This is a genomic window from Aeromicrobium marinum DSM 15272, from assembly GCF_000160775.2.
GTDB classification, from domain to species: Bacteria; Actinomycetota; Actinomycetes; order Propionibacteriales; family Nocardioidaceae; genus Aeromicrobium; species Aeromicrobium marinum.
Map to the genome: position 1 here is coordinate 583,424 of NZ_CM001024.1, position 16,345 is coordinate 599,768.

Sequence of the window (16,345 nt, forward strand, 5' to 3'; positions counted from 1 at the left end):
CGCTCATGCAGCCGTCACGAACCGCCCGTGGACCGTTCGTCCAGCGCCTGCCGGCGGCCCCGTGCGAGCCCCACCTCGTAGGTCGTGAACACGACGAGGGTGATCGCCACGAGGGGGAGCACGAACCACAGCATGACCGAGGTGAAGCCGTCGAGGGCGTCGTGCTGCGTCGCGGCGAGTACCAGATACCCCAGGTAGGCCGTGTACAGGGCGACGAACAGCACTCCCTCCCACCGGGACACGACGAAGCCGGTGAAGGCGATCGGCAGCAGGGCCACCGCGGCGGCGAGCATGAGGGGCAGGTCGAGGGCGATCGCCGCGTCCGGCACCGGGATGCCGCCGCTGAAGACGAGCGCCGGCAGGCCGAGCACCATGCCGATGTTGAAGATGTTGCTGCCGATGATGTTGCCCACCGCCAGGTCGCGCTCGCCGCGACGCAGCGCGACGATCGAGGTGGCCAGCTCCGGCAGCGAGGTGCCGATCGCCACGACCGTGAGGCCCACCACCAGGCTGCTGACACCGAAGTCGGTCGCGATGTTGACCGCCCCGTCCACCAGCACGTTGGCCCCGGCCACCAGGACACCGATGCCCGCGATCACCAGCAGGAGGGCGAGCGGCGTCGATGGCCGGCCTCCGTCGCCGTCGTCCAGGTCGAGCGCCTCGCGGCGCCCGATGAGCACGGTCAGGACCGAGTGTCCGACGAGGCAGGCGATCAGCACGAGGCCGTCCCACCACTGCAGGTTGCCGTCGAGCGACAGCACGAGGAACAGCACGGAGATGCCGACCATGACGGGCAGGTCGAACCGCACCAGCTGGCGCTTGACCAGCAGCGGCGCGACCGCGGCCGAGAGGCCGAGGATGAGCAGGATGTTGGCGATGTTGCTGCCGACGACGTTGCCCACCGCGAGGCCGGGTTCGCCGCTCGCGACGGCGTCGAGGGTGACGGCCAGCTCGGGTGCCGACGTGGCCGCCGACACCACGATCAGTCCGACCACGAGGGGGCTGATGCCGACGGTCCGGGCGACGGCCGAGGCTCCCCTGACGAGGAGTTCGCCACCGCCGATCAGCAGGACCAACCCGGCGAGGACGCGACCGACATCGAGGATCTCCACGACCAGATCCTAGGGCGCGACCCGCGGCCGGGCACCGTCCATGTCGGCGTCACCCACCGTTCGGGTGCTGGACACGCGGCCCCGGGTGCTGTAGACGAGAGGATCATGCAGGAGCGACAGACCGCGCCCGCGGCCTCATCGGGCTCGCGGCTGCTGGCGGCCGCCTTGGAACTGGGGCTGGTCGCGGTCGTGTACCTGCTCTACCGGGCCGGCCGGATGGTGACCCTGGACGCCGAGCGCACGGCCCTGGCCAACGCCGTCGACGTCAGGAACCTCCAGCAGGCCCTGCGCCTGCCGTCCGAGGCGTCCCTGCAGGCCCTGGTGCCGTCGATCGACCTGTTGGAGTCCGCCAACGTCTACTACGTGGCGGTCCACTTCCCGGTCACCATCGGATTCCTGCTGTGGGGGTACCTGCGGCGTCCGCGGGCCGAGTACGTCTGGGCCCGCAACCTCATGGTCGTGCAGACGGCGTTCTCGGTGGTCCTGCACATCGTGTATCCCCTCGCGCCGCCGCGGATGTTCCCTGACTGGGGTTTCGTCGACACGATGACGGTCTACGGTCCCTCGGCCTACGACGGTGCCAGCGCGGCCGTGGCGAACCAGTACGCCGCCATGCCCAGCCTGCACGTCGGGTGGTCGGTGCTGATCGCCGTGGTGGTCTCGCGCACCGGCCCCGCGATCCTGCGGCGACTGGCCGTCGCTCACGCGGCGGTCACGATCACGGTCGTGACGGTCACGGCCAACCACTGGTTCCTCGACGGAGCGGTGGCGGTGGGACTGCTCGGGCTGGCCCTCCTGGTGTTCCCCGCCCCCGGGGTGTCCCGCCTGCCGCTGGTGCGTCCGCGCTTCGAGAGGCTGCGGCAGCCGGCCCGTGAGGAGCAGGCGCGCCGGTGAGGCCGGCGGTGCGACCGGGTGTGGGTCAGCCGGTCGTCCGGGGGGTCATGGTGCGTGCTGTCCCGAGCCAGGTGGCGCAGAGTCGCTCGGTGTCGCCGTCGACCGCGTAGACCTCGGCCGCGCAGGTGGTGAGCAGCCGGCCGGCGTCGACGACCCGCCCCACGGCGCGGAGGCCGGTGCCCGTGGCGGGAGCGACCAGCTTGATCGTCCCCGTCGATCGTCGCGGCCCAGGAGCCCGGTGCGAGCAGCGTCCCGGCGGCGGAGACCCCGGCGCAGTCGCCCGCGGCGAACACGGCCGCGGCCTGCAGCTGACCCGGACGAAACGTCATCGCCTCGGCGATCGGGGTGCGCAGCTCCACGTGGCCACGTGCCAGTGCGGTGAACTCGATGCCGAGCGTGCGCGCCATCGGCATCGCGAGGACGGCGTCGCGGACATGGGTCAGGGTGGGGTCGATGTCGGTCATGGGGACTCCTCGAGGGGGTGCGGACGGCGGGCGTCGAACCACGCCACGTGATCGACCACGCGGCGACGCTGTTCCTGCAGCTCGGCGATCTGGGCGTCGATCTCGGTCAGGCGGGTCTGCAGGTGTCCGACGTACTCGTCGATGCTCACCCTTCCGGCGGCGTAGCCCGGCGCGATCCGGCCGATCCGGTCGAGCCCGAAGCCGAGGTCCCGGGCCATCGCCACGAACGTCACGACGCGCACCGCAGCGTCGTCGAAGTGCCGCACCCCCCGTCCGTCCCGGTGCGCCTGCACCAGCCCGGCCGCCTCCCACCGCCGGAGCCGGTGGATCGACACCCCGGTCCGCCGGGACAGCTCGGAGACCTTCACACCGGTGAACCTAGCGACCCTCGCACGGTGCGAGGCAAGCCCGGGAGCCCGTCCACGGCATGCGGTCCGGTCTAGGCTGCTGTCCGGATCGACCGAGGGGGACCCATGACGGACGCGCCGAAGCCCTTCGAGGTGCACGAGCCGGACGTGCTCCTCCACGGCACGCGGGCCGATCTCGTGGTGGGTGACCTGCTGACCGCCGGGCAGCTGTCCAACTACGGTCGCGACCGCACGGCGAACCACGTCTACGTCACCGAGACGCTCGACGCCGCGGCTTGGGGAGCTGAACTCGCCGTCGGAGACGGTCCGCCACGGATCTACGTGGTCGAACCGACCGGGCCGGTGCACGACGACCCCAACGTGACCGACCGGAAGTTCCCCGGCAATCCGACCCGGTCGTTCCGCACGACCGATCCGGTCAGGATCGTCGGTGAGCTGGAGGACTGGACCGGGCACACTCCCGAACAGATCCGGGCGATGCGTGACGGGCTGGCGCAGCTGGAGCGAGACGGTCGCGCGGTCATCGACGACTGAGCGGCGGGAGCGGGCTTGGCGCCCTCACTAGTCAGTGATACTTCGTACCGGTAGTCACTGTCGCTGAGTAGTCGGAGGTGCCCGCATGGGCAAGCAGATCACCGAGATGCTGAAGGGGACGCTGGAGGGCATCGTCCTGGCGTTGCTGTCCGGCCGGTCCGCCTACGGCTACGAGATCACCGCCTCGTTGCGGGACCAGGGCTTCACCGACATCGCCGAGGGCACCGTCTACGCCCTGCTGATCCGTATCGAGAAGCGCGGCCTGGTCGACGTGGAGAAGGTCCCGTCGGAGAAGGGTCCGCCGCGCAAGGTCTACACGCTCAACGACCGCGGGCGCGAGCACCTCGAGGAGTTCTGGGCCACCTGGGCCTTCCTCGCCGCCCGCATCGACCGGCTCCACCACGAAGGAGAATGACCATGTTCCTCACCCGCATGCTCGCCGACAAGCGCCGCTACCGGCAGTACAGGGCTGCCGTGCACGAGCTCCCCGAGAGCCACCGTGCCGCCGTCACCGCACTGGAGCGCTACTTCCACACCGCAGGGATGATCTCCGACGGACAGGTCGTGCTGACGATGCTGGACGACCTGCTGGACCTGTTCCGGTCCGCGGCGGCCGCCGGCAGCAGCGTCCACGACGTCGTCGGCGACGACCCGATCGAGTTCGCCGAGGCCTTCCTCGGCAACTACGACGAGGGCCGGTGGATCGTCAAGGAGCGCACCCGGCTGCTCGCGGCCATCCGAGCGGCAACCTGACCCTCTCTGTCGTCCGAGCCGTCGGGCAGAATCGGCGGGACGAGGAGGATCGGCGATGGATCGTACGGCGGTGTTCGAGCTCGAGCGCGCCCGTCTCGTGACGCTCGCTTCGCGGGTGTTGTCGGACTCCGCGGAGGCTGAGGACGTCGTGCAGCTGGCGTGGTTGCGGTTGGACTCCACGCAGGCGGACATCCTCAACCTGCCCGGCTGGCTCACCACGGTGACCACCCGGTTGTGCCTCGACCGGTTGCGGGCCCGAGTGCCTGTCGCAGTCGAGGAGATGCCGGACGAGGTGCACGGCCCCGACCCGACCGAGCGGATCGAGCTCGCCGAGTCGGTCGGGGCCGCGTTGCACGTCGTGCTCGACCGGCTCTCGCCTGCTGAGCGGGTCGCGCTGGTGCTGCACGACAGCTTCGGGGTCGAGTTCACCACCGTGGCCGAGATCCTCGACGTCACGCCGGCGGCGGCCCGTCAGCTGGCGTCCCGGGCCCGGCGCAAGGTCGGCGGCGCGGACGAGGGACACCGCAGGGCCGACGCGCGCGTCGTCGACGCCTTCATGGCGGCGGCCCGCAACGGCGAGTTCGAGCGGCTCCTCGGGGTGCTCGCTCCTCAGGTCGAGGTCGGATCCGATGCGGCCGCGATCCTGGCCGGGACGCCCGAACGGATCAGCGGTCGGCAGGAGGTCGCGGAGTTCTTCAACGGCTCGGCGCACGCGGCCCTCCCGGTCACCGTCGGCGGGCGCCCGGGTGCCGCGTGGTTCCATCGGGGGGAGGCCAAGGTCCTGTTCGACTTCACGGTGCAGGACGGGCTCGTGGGGCGCATCGACTTCCGTGCCGATCCGGACGTGCTTGCCGGCGTCGTCCGCCGCGCTCCGGACCCGATCGACGACTGACCGCCTCGGAGCGGTCACACTTCCGGCGCGGCAGTCGTCAGACAGGTGAACCGACCATCCACGGAGAGGAACCCCATGAAGACCATGACCTGCCGCCAGCTCGGCGGCCCGTGCGACCTGGAGCATCGCGGCGAGACGGCGGACGACGTGATCATCGCTCAGGACCAGCACCTCAAGGACGCCGAGCAGGCCGGTGACGCCAGCCACCAGGAGGCGCGCGACGCCATGAAGGGCCGGTGGAAGCGACCCAAGAAGTCGCTCGACTGGTACCTCGGGGCGAAGAAGGCCTTCGCCGATCTGCCGGACGACGAGACGTCGGCGGAGTAGGCCCGGGCCGGCGAGCCGATCAGGTCGTGAGCGGCACGTCGGTCTCGACCTCGCGCTGCCAGTCCGCCTTGATGCTGCGCCACTGCTCGTCGGTGTGGCCGCGACGCCAGTACGGCGAGACCGACAGCCGGTCGCGATCGACGATGCCGCCGGCGAGCAGGTGGCGTCGGACCGCGCGCACCGCGACCGCCTCGCCGTGCACGAACGCACTGACCACGCCGCCCGGGCGAGGGAGCGCCTGGACGGCTTCGACCAGCAGCGTGTCGGGGTCGCCGGCGGAGCCTCGGCGATGGACCCACTGGACGTCGAGCTCGCCGGGGGAGTGCAGGACGAGCTCGCTGTCGGACGACTCGATCTCGACGACGACCACGACGGGCCGGCCCTCGGGCACCGCCTCCGCCGATGCGGCGATGGCCGGCAGAGCGCTCTCGTCGCCGACCAGCAGGTAGCAGTCCGCGTCGTCGTGCGGGCGGTAGCCGCCGCCGGGCCCCTTCATCTGCAGCCGGTCTCCCGGCTCGGCGTGGGCAGCCCAGCGACCGGCCAGACCGACGTCGCCATGGACCACGAAGTCGATGGTGAGCTCGCGGGTGGCCTCGTCCCACCGGCGGACGGTGTACCGACGGGGGAACGGTCTCAGCTCGCGCGGGAGGTGGCGGATCTCCTGCTCGTCGAACGGCACGGAGTACGGGGCGCCGACGGGCAGGAACGAGGCGTTGACATAGGCGTCGGTGTCCGGCGACGGGGTGAAGTCCGCGAGCCCCTCGCCGCCGAGGACGACCCTCACCAGGTCCGGCGTCAGCTGCTCGGTGGTCACGACCGTGCCGTACATGTGTCTCCTCCTCGATGGGCTCGCGTCGAGGGTACGTGCGGTCGCCAGCGGGCGTGGGGTTCGCCTCGCTGCGCTCACGCCCTCGCAAGCTCGGGCTGGCGAACGCTTCCACTCGTTCGCCAGGGAGCGGAGCGACCGTGAGGGCGAGGAACGAGCCCGAGGCGGACACTCACGCAAGGTTCGCCTCGCTTCGCTCACGCCCTCGCAAGCTCGGGCTGGCGAACACCTGGTCGCGACGGCGCGGTGGTTGAGGTGCTGCGAGGAACGAGCAGCCTCGAAACCACGCCCCTCATGGTCGCCAGGGAGCGGAGCGACCGTGAGGGCGGAGCCCGAGGCGACGCTCACGCAAGGTTCGCCTCGCTTCGCTCACGCCCTCGCAAGCTCGGGCTGGCGAACGCGTGGGTGGTGGTCGCCAGGGAGCGGAGCGACCGTGAGGGCGGAGCCCGAGGCGACCTCCGCCAAGGACCTGATGGCCGGGTTTGCGGGCAGAAAGTGGGTGTCAGTGGTGACGTCTAGGTTGGATGTATGGACATCGGGGAGCGTGAGGCGGCGGGGCATCTGACCGTGCTGGCGCGGGCCCGCGCACGTGCCGAGGCCGCCGAGTGGGTGGCGATGCTGCGCTTCCGTCAGACCGAGTGTGTGCGGGTGCGGGAGCTGGACGGGGTGGTGCGGCAGCGGGTCGAGCGCGACGGCGTGGTGTGGTCCATCGGTCAGGCCCTCGGGTTGTCCGAGTCCCAGGTGATGAACCGGTTCGCCGCGGCTGATCGGGTGATCGCCGACGCGCCACTGACCTGGGCGGCGTTTCGTGCCGGGATGGTCGACGGTGCCCGGGTCCGCGAGATCGGCCTGACGTTGGACAAGCTGGTCCGTACCGAGTCGAAGGCCCGCCTGGACGCGAAAGTCGTCGCCTACGCATCCGGTCACACGGTGGCGGAGTTGCGGGCGTGGTTGCGGCGGTTCGTCCGCCGGGTCGAGGGCGACCTCGCGGTCGAACGAGCAGACGAGGAACGTAAGCACCGGTGTGTGGAGGTCCGCCACACCGATGACGGGATGGCGTGGTTGACCGCGTACCTGCCGTCGCACGTCGCTGCTGCGATCGACAAGCGCCTGTCGAAGGAAGCCATCGGGTTCGGTGCTGACGACCCCCGCACCAAGGCCCAACGACGTGCTGATCTGTTCGCGGCGTGGCTGACCACCAACGAGGCCGGTCAAGCGGCCATGGGTGCTGATGTTGCGGTCACGATCACCGCGGACATCCTCGCCGGCGCCCGCGAGGGGTTCGCCGAGGCTGCCGACGGGTCGTGGGGTGTCCCGGCCGCCTGGATCACCGAACTGGCGCTGAACCTGGCCGAGCACGGTGGGGCGTTCTGGCATCGGATGGTGCTGCACCCGGTGACCGGGGACGTGCTGGCCCATGAGTACGACGGCCGCTACGCCCCCGAGATCCTCGCGAAAGCACTCAGGTTCCGCGACGGGGTCTGCCAGGCCCCGGGATGCCTGACACCGGCTGACCGGTGCGATCTGGACCACCGCAGACCCTGGCCCGAAGGCAACACCTCGGGCGAGAACATGTGGGCGTTGTGCCGGCGGCACCACTCCATGAAGGGCCACCGGGTCCTGCGCTGGGTCCTGCCCCACGAACCCGACCCACCACCAGTCACCAGGTACCTGAACTCGGAGATCTACCTCCCCATCACCACCCACCTCGAATACGTCCCCGCCGCCTGACCGTGGGGGCCCGGCGGGTTGCGCACCGGCAAGGTCGGCCACACTGTCACGCACAGGTGAGGGCGCCCTCACGCCTTGGTCGAAGGGACGTGCGGTGAGACGTGGCAACCCCATGGCCCCGCTGCTGGTGTCGGTGCTCGTCCTCTTCACTGCCCAACAGCTGCTGATCCCCCTGCTGGTACCTCTGTCACGTGAGCTGGACCTGACCGAGACCCAGCTCGGCGCGGTCCTCGCGGTCGGCGCCCTCGTGTTCACCGTCGTCGGCCCCGTGTGGGGGCGCCTCATCGACGCCTGGGGTGTGCGGGCGACCCTGCTCGTCGGGCTCAGCCTGTCCACGGCCGGGCTGGCCGGATTCGCCGTGGTCTCCGCCGTCGGCCTCGACGGGTCGAACACGCCCACCACCACGTGGCTGCTCCTGCTGGTGACGCGCAGCCTGCTCTTCGGTGCAGGGGTCGGTGCCGTACCGGTGGCGGCCATCGCTGCGGCCGGAGCCACCACGGGCGACGAGGGAGCCCGCACCCGTGCCGTGGGCCTCGTCGGGGCCGCGCAGGGCGCTTCCATGGTGCTCGGTCCGGCAGCCGGAGGTCTGCTGGCGGCCGTGAGCCTGGTCCTGCCGCTGGTCATCGCCCCGGTGGTGTGCGCTGCGCTCATCGTGTGGGTCCTCGTCGCGATCCCCTCCCTGCCGCGGGTCGCCGACACCGAGCCTGGTCCGAGAGAGCCCGGCCCGCGCCCGTGGGAGCCGCGGTTCGCGCGACTGCTGGTCATCGGCTTCTTCCTCTACGTCAGCCTGGCGATGGTGCAGATCGTGATCGGATTCCTCGTGGCGGACCGACTCGGTCTCGAGCAGGAGGAAGCGGCCAGTTCCATCGGAGCGGTCCTCGTGGCCATCGGCGTGGTGCTGGTCGTGGTCCAGGCCGGCGTGGTGCCCAGACTCAGGTGGCCCGCGATGCGCCTCATACGGGTCGGGGCCCCGATCGGTGCAGCAGGGTTGTTGCTGCTCTCGGTCGCCGACTCGTTCGTCACGATCATCGGCGCCCTGGTGGTGGTCGCCGCGGGTCTCGGACTGGCGATGCCCGGCTTCACCGCCGCACCCACCCTGCTGGTCGGCCCGCGCCAGCAGGGCGCCGTGGCCGGCATGATCACCGCCACCGCGGGCACGACCTTCATCATCGGCCCGCTGCTCGGCACGGCGCTGTACCAGGCGGCACCCGCGGTGCCGGTGCTCGTGGGTGCGGCGGCCTGTGGCATGGCGTCGGTGCTGGCGCAGGCGCCGTACCGCCGTCAGGCGGCCCGGCGGTAGAGCTGCTGATCGCGGGCGGGACCGTGCGCCGTGGTGGTCGCCGGCGCGTCCTGCGCGAGCACGGCCTCGGCACGACGCGCGGCCGCCGATCGTTCCTTGATGCGGCTGACGGTCTGCTCGACCGGCGACTCGACCGGCGGCCGCACACGGTCGGCGACGGCGCCGACCGTGGCGCTGATCACGGGGACGAAGACGGGGAAGAGCATGCCGGCGAAGACGGGGAACACGATCATGGCGTCCTGCATGGTTGACCTCCTGGTGGTCGCCGGGTGCCGGATGCACCCCTGCTGCTCCAGGACGATGCCAAGTCGCGGCGGCCGTTCCCACGTCCTGCACCACGAAGATCCGGCCGATCGTTGTGAGCCAGTCACAATCACGCGTGACGCGACTCACACAGCAGGCGGCTCGGTCAACGGGCCCAGGCACTCCAGGGCGACCGCGATCTCGGTCCGGCGCTCGGTCAACGGGTGGCCGATCAGATCCTCGGCCTGCGCCAGCCGGTAGCGGACCGTGTTCTTGTGCACGATGAGCTGTGAGGCGGTGAGGTCGACGCTTCCTCCGTGGCGGAGGAAGGTCGCCACGGTCTCGCGGAGTCGGTCCAGACCCTTCTCGGCCCCCGCCAGACCGCCGAGCTCACGGCCGATCAGCGTGCGGACGCCTGCGTCGTCGCCGGCCACGAGGCAGGCCAGCTCATGCTCGGCGTGCGCGGTCAGCCGGCCGGCGGAGGGAGACCTCACGGCCAGCCGCTGAGCGGCGATCGCCTCACGGTGGCTCTGCCGGAAGCCGGCGGCACCCGCCGCGGTCTGACCCACCGCGACGTGGGGTTCGATCTGGCCGGACGCAGCGTCGACCACCTCCCGCATCGTGCTGACGTCCGGCGCGACGCGACCGGTGATCCACGCCCATACCTCACGCCGACCGGCCGGGATCGAGACGGCGGTGCCGCCCGCAGCCGTGGCCAGCGCGGTGGCCAGCCCTTGGAGGGAGGTGACGGCCTCGGCGGAGTCACCGTCGTCGGTCCAGAGGACGAGGGCGGTCTGCGGACCCCGGACCGGGTGCCCGAGATCCGACGTGGCCGTGTCGACGGGGACAGGATCACCGCGGAGCAGGGCGTGCACGGTCTCGGTCCTGCGGGCCAGAGCGCCGTGCAGGGTCGCCTCGCGTTCGTCGGCGAAGACCGTGATGAGCTGCTCGATGGCCTCGTTGATCCAGGTGCCGCCGTGGCCCCACAGGTAGACGAGGACGTCGGTGCGATCCGGCCCGCCCGCGGGGACGGCCGCTGCGACCCGCGCGAAGAACTCCCACACCGCGGCAGCCGCGACCCGGTAGACCTTGAGCAGGACCCCGAGCTCGAGCTGACGCCGAGCGATGGAGAGCGCCAGGTCGACCGCCTGCGGGGGCAGGAGCAGCTCCTGCTTCTCGCGCTCCAGCAGGCTCAGGAACACGTGGAACTGGGCCTTGGTGCTGGCGTGCAGCTCGGCGACGAGGACCGGGTTCGACGCGAGCTCGGGGGTCTCCGCGAGGATCGCGGCGTCGACCTCCGCCACGAAGGCGTCGAGGTTCTTCTCGCGGCTGGCTTCCGCGACATAGCCCCGGACCCACGTCAGCAGTGCTGCATCCGTCTCGCTCACGTGGTCTCCTCGTCCGTCGATGACTGTGCGGGAGCACAGTTCATGGACGGGATTGTGGCAGAAACGCTCAAGATCCGGGAGGGGTGATTGTGGTGGACTCTGAATCGTTGCGATCGATGTGGTCGCGATCACACCCCTCGAACCGAGACCCGGAGGTCCGACGTGACCCGACATGAGACCTACGACTACATCGTGGTCGGAGCCGGCAGCGCCGGCGCCGCCGTCGCCAGTCGGTTGAGCGAGGACCGGTCGACGACCGTCCTCCTGCTGGAGGCAGGCCCGTCGAACGACGCCATGGAGATCGCGATGCCGGCCGCGTTCCCGAACCTGTTCAAGACGAAGTGGGACTGGAACTACTCGACCACCCCCCAGCCCGGCCTCGGCGGACAGTCGGCCTACTGGCCGCGGATGAAGGCGCTCGGCGGCTGCTCGTCGATGAACGCGATGATGTACGTCCGAGGCTCTCGTGCCGACTACGACGGCTGGCAGCGTGACGCCGGCGCCGTCGGGTGGTCCTACGACGACGTGCTGCCGTACTTCCTCCGTTCGGAGAACAACTCCCGCGGGGCCAGTGAGTACCACCGCGCCGACGGTCCGCTGCACGTCGAGGACCGTCGCTACACGCACGCGACGACGGAGGCGTGGCTGGAGTCGGCGCGCGCCGCCGGCCTGCCCGCGACCGACGACTTCAACGGCGCCGTCCAGGAAGGTGTCGGCCGGTACCAGGCGTCCTGCCACCAGGGTCGGCGGTGGTCGACCGCTGAGGCCTTCCTCGGTCCTGACGTCCTGCTCCGACCCAATCTGCTGGTCCGGACCGGCTCCTTGATGACCCGGGTGATCGTCGAGGGTGGGCGGGCGATCGGCGTGACCTACCTGGACGACGGCATCGAGGCGCACGCGTGGGTCGACGGCGAGGTCGTCCTGTCGGGAGGGGCCATCAACTCGCCCCACCTGTTGATGCTGTCGGGCATCGGACCCGCCGACCACCTGGTCGACATGGGCGTCGATGTCGTCGTCGACCTCGACGGTGTCGGCGCCAACCTGCACGACCATCCGGTCACCCCGCTCATGTGGCACACCAGTGGCAAGGACCTTGCCGTCGACCACGTCACTCCCGCCCGCCTGATCCAGTGGCAGGTGACCGGACGGGGGCCGCTGACGTCGAACGTCGGCGAGACCGGCGGTTTCGTGCGCACCAGGGACGGACTCGAGGGCCCGGACATCCAGTACATCGCGGCACCGACGGGCTTCTACGACAACGGGCTGCGAGAGCCGGCCGGCGCCATGTTCACGACCGGGGTCACCCTGGTGGACGTGGCCAGTCGGGGGCGCCTCCGCCTGCGAGGAAGCGATCCCCGGTGGAAGCCGGAGATGGATCCGGCGTACTTCGCCGAGGCCTCGGACCTGGAATCCGTGCGTGCCGGCTGCCGGCAGGCGATCGAGATCGCGTCCCAGGGCCCGCTCGCTCGGCTGCTCGAGCGACCCTTCCTGCGCGACAGTGACAGCGACGAGGCGATCGACGCCTACATCAGCCGTTGGACGCAGACCCTCTACCACCCGGTGGGCACGTGCGCGATGGGATCCCACGACGACGCCGTGGTCGACCCCGAGCTCAAGGTCCGCGGAGTCGAAGGGCTCCGGGTCGCCGACGCCTCGGTGATGCCCAAGGTGACGCGGGGCAACACCAACGCCCCGGCCATCATGATCGGCGAGAAGGCGGCCGACCTCCTCCGGGGCCGGCAGCTGCCCCGGACCACCACCAGCGCGCCCCAGGGCGCCCGCACCAAGGAGACCGTCCGATGACCGTCCACACAGCACCCGCTCCGGCGGCCACGATGTTCGACGTCCGCAACCCCGGTACCGGTGACGTGGTCGGGCAGTACCCCGTCCACGGTGAGCCCGAGGTCGCGGCGGCGGTGGAGCGGGCGCGCGAAGCGGCCGTGTGGTGGGACGGCATCGGATTCGACGAGCGTCGCAAGCGCCTGGACGCCTTCCGCGGCGTGATCGCCCGACGGATCAACCAGCTGGCCGGCGTGATCCACGAGGAGATGGGCAAGCCGCACGGCGACGCCTACCTCGAGGTCGCGCTCGTGCTCGACCACCTCGCGTGGGCCGCCAAGAACGCCGGCAAGGTCCTCGGCAAGCGCAAGGCCCACGCCGGGCCGCTCAATGCCAACCTCGGCGCGACCGTGGAGCACAAGGCCCTCGGCGTCGTCGGGGTCATCGGCCCCTGGAACTACCCGGTCTTCACCCCCATGGGTTCGATCGTCTACGCGCTCGCGGCGGGCAACACCATCGTGTTCAAGCCCAGTGAGTACACGCCGGGCGTCGGGGCCTGGCTGGTCGACGCGTTCAGCCAGGTCGTGCCGGAGCATCCGGTCATGCAGCTCGTCACCGGCGACGGTTCGACGGGTGCCGCCCTGTGCCGCGCCGGGGTCGACAAGGTGGCGTTCACCGGGTCGACGGCCACGGCGAAGCGGGTCATGGCCACGTGCGCGGAGACGCTGACGCCGATCGTCGCCGAGTGCGGCGGCAAGGACGCGCTCCTCGTCGACCAGGACGCCGATCTCGAGGCCGCGGCCGACGCCGCCGTCTGGGGCGGCATCGCGAATGCGGGCCAGTCCTGCATCGGGGTCGAGCGCATCTACGTGCACACCGCGGTCCACGACGCCTTCGAGGCGATGCTCGCCGACCGGGTGGGAGCGCTGCGTGCCGGCGCCGACAGCGGCGCGCTCGTCGGCCCGATCACGATGCCGTCCCAGGTGGAGATCATCCGGCGGCACGTCGCCGACGCGGTCGCCTCGGGTGGACGGATCGTGGCCGGCAGCGGCTCGATCGACGGTCAGGTCGTGCAGCCGGTGCTCCTGGCCGACGTCCCGGAGGATGCGGCGGCCGTGCGGGAGGAGACCTTCGGGCCGACCCTGACCCTGCGCCGCGTGGAGGACATGGACGAGGCCGTGCGGTTGACGAACGCATCCCGGTACCACCTCGCGGCGTCGGTGTTCAGCAAGCACCACGGCACCGCGATCGCCGACCGGATCCGTTCGGGGATGGTCGCGGTCAACTCGGTCTTCAGCTTCGCCGTCGTCGCGTCGATCCCGTTCGGGGGAGTCGGAGACTCCGGATTCGGTCGGATCCACGGCGAGGAGGGGTTGCGGGAGTTCTGCTACGCGCACTCGGTCGTGCGGCAGAAGTTCGCGTCACCGTTGCCGCTGATGTCCTTCGGTCGCACCGCCAAGGTCGAGGAGCGGTTGGGCACGATCATCGCCCTGGTGCACGGCAGCAAGTGACGATGCCGCAAATCATCACCGGTTTACACAACGGTGTGATCTGTCAAGTTCGGTGCTAGGGTGCATCCATGAGTGCCGACACACCCGTCCTGAACGAGGCCGAGGCGCGGGCGGTGCGCCGCGGTGTGCCCGATCCGGGCATCGCACTGCCCGGAGTGGCGTGGCCGACCGTGGCGCTGTGGGTCGGCACCTTCGCCCTGTGGGTCGGCACGATGGCGACGGCACTGACCGACCGGGTGTCGTTGCTGGTCGCGGTCCCGCTCCTGGCCGCCGTGACGTTCCTGATGTTCACCGTGCTGCACGAGGCCACCCACCACGCCGCAGGGCGGTCGTCGCGGATCAACGAGACCCTGGGGCGGCTCTCGATCCCGTTCGTGGTGTTCTTCGCGAGCTTCCCGATGATCCGGTACATCCACATCGAGCACCACCGCAACACCAACGAGGACATCCGTACCGATCCCGATGCCTGGACGTCGCACGGGTCCTGGTGGCAGCTGCCGTTCCGCTGGGCGACGATCGATGCCTGGTACGTCCGCTTCTACGTCCCCCGCATGGCCGGGCGCCCGACGGCCGAGCGTCGTGAGGTGGTGGCGGGTCTGCTGTTCGGCGTGGCGCTGGTCGTGGGTGCGGCCCTCACCGGGAACCTCGTGAACTTCCTGCTGCTGGTGGTGCTGCCCCAGCGCATCGGCCTGACCGTCCTGGCCTGGTGGTTCGACTGGCTGCCCCACCACGGTCTGGCCCACACCCAGCGCGAGAACCGCTACCTCGCGACCCGCGTGCGGGTGGGCGCGGAGTGGGCGATGACCCCCGTGCTGCTGTACCAGAACTACCACCTGGTGCACCACCTGCATCCGTCCATCCCGTTCTACCGCTACGTCCGTGCGTGGAAGAACAACGAGGAGGCCTACCTGGCCGAGGGTGTGCCGATCGCGACCGCCTGGGGACGCGAGCTGTCCGTCTCGGAGTACCGGGCCTGGCGCAACGTCGGTGACCGGTGGGCGACGACCGGCGCCGAGGAGCCCGGGAGCCGCGACCACGAGTTCCGGACCCTGACCGTCGCGGAGGTCCGCCCCCTCACCGACGACTCGGGGGCCATCTGCCTCGACGTCCCCGACGAGCACCGGGCCGCCTTCGCGTTCGTCCCGGGTCAGCACGTGGTGGTCCGCGCCGAGGTCGACGGTCGCGAGGTCCGACGCACCTACTCGGTGTGCTCCGCGGCCGGGTCCGACCTGCTGCGCATCGCCGTCCGCAGGCTCGACGGCGGAGCGTTCTCGACGTTCGCCACCACCGAGCTGAAGGCCGGTGACTCCCTCGACGTGGCACCGCCGGCCGGGCGCTTCACGCTGGCGCCCGCACCCGAGGACTCCGGTCACTACGCCGCCGTGGCGGCCGGCAGCGGCATCACGCCGGTGCTGGCGATGCTCGGATCGGCCCTGCTCGCGTCCGATGACGTCACCGCCACCCTCGTCTACGCCAACGGCACCCGCGCCGGCACGATGTTCGCCGACGAGATCGCCATGCTGGCGCGACAGGCCGAGGGCCGGTTGAAGGTCGTGCACGTGCTGAGCCGCGAGGACGCGCCCGCGGCGGCGGCCACGACCGGCGAGGCGACGGCTGTCTCGCACGAGCGCTTCGTCGGTGGCCGGCTCACCCCGGGTCTGCTGACCGACCTCGTCGGTGACCGGCTCGCACGGGCCGACGCGTGGTTCGTGTGCGGACCCCAGGGCGTCGTGGACCTGGTCGGCGAAGCCCTGGCCGGCGGCGGGGTGGCAGCGGACCGCCTCCACCATGAGCTGTTCTTCGTCGAGACCGACGACGCCGCAGCCGCGCTGGCGGTGGAGTCCGAGCTCGCGCTCACCATCGACGGCGTGGAGACCAACGTGGTGACCGACCGCGACGAGACCGTGCTCGAAGCGGCGCTGCGGGCCCGGCTCGACCCGCCGTACGCGTGCGCCGGCGGCGCGTGCGGCACCTGCCGCGCCCTGGTCACGCGGGGCTCGGTGGCCATGGACACCGACCACGCGCTCACGCCTGAGGACCGTGAGGCCGGCTACGTCCTCACCTGCCAGGCGCGGCCGACCACCTCACGGGTCGGACTGGACTACGACGCCTGACCCGGACGGGTCGATCCGGTCATTCGGCGGCGAATTGCTGCCATCACGGCCGCGGTCCCTTCCGCGACCCTCGGCCCGGTGACACAGTGGCAGGAAAGAGTCGAACAGA

At 70.9% G+C, this 16,345-nt stretch carries 17 protein-coding genes; 11 read left to right on the forward strand and 6 right to left on the reverse strand.

What is annotated here, in order from left to right; genetic code table 11:
- Positions 1 to 14: 14 nt before the first annotated feature.
- Complete coding sequence (locus HMPREF0063_RS03145) at positions 15 to 1,112, reverse strand: calcium/sodium antiporter (protein ID WP_007077205.1); 1,098 nt, start codon at positions 1,110 to 1,112, stop codon at positions 15 to 17.
- A 105-nt stretch (positions 1,113 to 1,217) separates the two neighbouring features.
- On the opposite strand from HMPREF0063_RS03145, the gene HMPREF0063_RS03150 reads away from it, so the two are divergent.
- Positions 1,218 to 2,006, forward strand: coding sequence for a phosphatase PAP2 family protein (locus tag HMPREF0063_RS03150; protein ID WP_007077206.1), 789 nt, complete (start codon positions 1,218 to 1,220; stop codon positions 2,004 to 2,006).
- A 25-nt stretch (positions 2,007 to 2,031) separates the two neighbouring features.
- Here the strand turns inward: HMPREF0063_RS03150 and HMPREF0063_RS16920 are convergent, their stop codons facing one another.
- On the reverse strand, positions 2,032 to 2,169 hold the full coding sequence (locus tag HMPREF0063_RS16920; RefSeq protein WP_007077207.1) for a hypothetical protein: 138 nt from the start codon (positions 2,167 to 2,169) through the stop codon (positions 2,032 to 2,034).
- Positions 2,170 to 2,466: 297 nt separating this feature from the next.
- Complete coding sequence (locus HMPREF0063_RS16740) at positions 2,467 to 2,838, reverse strand: MerR family transcriptional regulator (protein WP_007077208.1); 372 nt, start codon at positions 2,836 to 2,838, stop codon at positions 2,467 to 2,469.
- A 105-nt stretch (positions 2,839 to 2,943) separates the two neighbouring features.
- Between HMPREF0063_RS16740 and arr the strand changes: the two genes are divergently transcribed.
- The 5 genes from arr (at position 2,944) to HMPREF0063_RS03185 (ending at position 5,344) form a co-directional block, all read left to right on the forward strand.
- Complete coding sequence (gene arr / locus HMPREF0063_RS03165) at positions 2,944 to 3,372, forward strand: NAD(+)--rifampin ADP-ribosyltransferase (RefSeq protein ID WP_007077209.1); 429 nt, start codon at positions 2,944 to 2,946, stop codon at positions 3,370 to 3,372.
- 85 nt (positions 3,373 to 3,457) lie between these two features.
- Complete coding sequence (locus HMPREF0063_RS03170; protein ID WP_007077210.1) at positions 3,458 to 3,787, forward strand: PadR family transcriptional regulator; 330 nt, start codon at positions 3,458 to 3,460, stop codon at positions 3,785 to 3,787.
- A gap of 2 nt (positions 3,788 to 3,789) precedes the next feature.
- On the forward strand, positions 3,790 to 4,125 hold the full coding sequence (locus tag HMPREF0063_RS03175) for a DUF1048 domain-containing protein (protein ID WP_211208751.1): 336 nt from the start codon (positions 3,790 to 3,792) through the stop codon (positions 4,123 to 4,125).
- A 55-nt stretch (positions 4,126 to 4,180) separates the two neighbouring features.
- Positions 4,181 to 5,017 (forward strand): sigma-70 family RNA polymerase sigma factor, encoded by an 837-nt coding sequence (locus HMPREF0063_RS03180; protein ID WP_007077212.1) that lies wholly within the window; start codon positions 4,181 to 4,183, stop codon positions 5,015 to 5,017.
- A gap of 75 nt (positions 5,018 to 5,092) precedes the next feature.
- Positions 5,093 to 5,344 (forward strand): hypothetical protein, encoded by a 252-nt coding sequence (locus HMPREF0063_RS03185; RefSeq protein WP_007077213.1) that lies wholly within the window; start codon positions 5,093 to 5,095, stop codon positions 5,342 to 5,344.
- Positions 5,345 to 5,363: 19 nt separating this feature from the next.
- Here the strand turns inward: HMPREF0063_RS03185 and HMPREF0063_RS03190 are convergent, their stop codons facing one another.
- On the reverse strand, positions 5,364 to 6,173 hold the full coding sequence (locus HMPREF0063_RS03190) for a siderophore-interacting protein (protein ID WP_007077214.1): 810 nt from the start codon (positions 6,171 to 6,173) through the stop codon (positions 5,364 to 5,366).
- Between the two features lie 525 nt (positions 6,174 to 6,698).
- On the opposite strand from HMPREF0063_RS03190, the gene HMPREF0063_RS03195 reads away from it, so the two are divergent.
- Entirely contained in the window at positions 6,699 to 7,901 is a 1,203-nt protein-coding gene (locus tag HMPREF0063_RS03195) for an HNH endonuclease signature motif containing protein (RefSeq protein ID WP_007077216.1), read from the forward strand.
- 94 nt (positions 7,902 to 7,995) lie between these two features.
- Positions 7,996 to 9,201, forward strand: coding sequence for an MFS transporter (locus HMPREF0063_RS03200; RefSeq protein ID WP_211208752.1), 1,206 nt, complete (start codon positions 7,996 to 7,998; stop codon positions 9,199 to 9,201).
- Here the strand turns inward: HMPREF0063_RS03200 and HMPREF0063_RS03205 are convergent.
- Positions 9,183 to 9,446, reverse strand: coding sequence for a hypothetical protein (locus HMPREF0063_RS03205; RefSeq protein WP_007077218.1), 264 nt, complete (start codon positions 9,444 to 9,446; stop codon positions 9,183 to 9,185). The genes HMPREF0063_RS03200 and HMPREF0063_RS03205 overlap by 19 nt on opposite strands.
- 144 nt (positions 9,447 to 9,590) lie before the next feature.
- Positions 9,591 to 10,832: a PucR family transcriptional regulator gene (locus tag HMPREF0063_RS03210; protein ID WP_007077219.1), complete on the reverse strand. Its 1,242-nt coding sequence runs from the start codon at positions 10,830 to 10,832 to the stop codon at positions 9,591 to 9,593.
- A 162-nt stretch (positions 10,833 to 10,994) separates the two neighbouring features.
- Here HMPREF0063_RS03210 and HMPREF0063_RS03215 point away from each other — a divergent pair, with 162 nt between their 5' ends.
- From HMPREF0063_RS03215 to HMPREF0063_RS03225, 3 genes are all read left to right on the forward strand, one after another.
- Positions 10,995 to 12,635, forward strand: coding sequence for a GMC family oxidoreductase (locus HMPREF0063_RS03215; protein ID WP_007077220.1), 1,641 nt, complete (start codon positions 10,995 to 10,997; stop codon positions 12,633 to 12,635).
- Positions 12,632 to 14,122, forward strand: coding sequence for an aldehyde dehydrogenase family protein (locus tag HMPREF0063_RS03220; RefSeq protein ID WP_007077221.1), 1,491 nt, complete (start codon positions 12,632 to 12,634; stop codon positions 14,120 to 14,122). The genes HMPREF0063_RS03215 and HMPREF0063_RS03220 overlap by 4 nt, the downstream gene beginning before the upstream one ends.
- A 68-nt stretch (positions 14,123 to 14,190) precedes the next feature.
- Positions 14,191 to 16,236, forward strand: coding sequence for a fatty acid desaturase (locus HMPREF0063_RS03225; protein ID WP_007077222.1), 2,046 nt, complete (start codon positions 14,191 to 14,193; stop codon positions 16,234 to 16,236).
- Positions 16,237 to 16,345: the final 109 nt, after the last annotated feature.

Coding starts and splice junctions, on each gene's coding strand:
- HMPREF0063_RS03150 (WP_007077206.1), top strand. CDS start 1,218: ATGCAGGAGCGACAGACCGCGCCCGCGGCCTCATCGGGCTCGCGGCTG.
- arr (WP_007077209.1), top strand. CDS start 2,944: ATGACGGACGCGCCGAAGCCCTTCGAGGTGCACGAGCCGGACGTGCTC.
- HMPREF0063_RS03170 (WP_007077210.1), top strand. CDS start 3,458: ATGGGCAAGCAGATCACCGAGATGCTGAAGGGGACGCTGGAGGGCATC.
- HMPREF0063_RS03175 (WP_211208751.1), top strand. CDS start 3,790: ATGTTCCTCACCCGCATGCTCGCCGACAAGCGCCGCTACCGGCAGTAC.
- HMPREF0063_RS03180 (WP_007077212.1), top strand. CDS start 4,181: ATGGATCGTACGGCGGTGTTCGAGCTCGAGCGCGCCCGTCTCGTGACG.
- HMPREF0063_RS03185 (WP_007077213.1), top strand. CDS start 5,093: ATGAAGACCATGACCTGCCGCCAGCTCGGCGGCCCGTGCGACCTGGAG.
- HMPREF0063_RS03190 (WP_007077214.1), bottom strand. CDS start 6,173: ATGTACGGCACGGTCGTGACCACCGAGCAGCTGACGCCGGACCTGGTG.
- HMPREF0063_RS03195 (WP_007077216.1), top strand. CDS start 6,699: ATGGACATCGGGGAGCGTGAGGCGGCGGGGCATCTGACCGTGCTGGCG.
- HMPREF0063_RS03205 (WP_007077218.1), bottom strand. CDS start 9,446: ATGCAGGACGCCATGATCGTGTTCCCCGTCTTCGCCGGCATGCTCTTC.
- HMPREF0063_RS03220 (WP_007077221.1), top strand. CDS start 12,632: ATGACCGTCCACACAGCACCCGCTCCGGCGGCCACGATGTTCGACGTC.
- HMPREF0063_RS03225 (WP_007077222.1), top strand. CDS start 14,191: ATGAGTGCCGACACACCCGTCCTGAACGAGGCCGAGGCGCGGGCGGTG.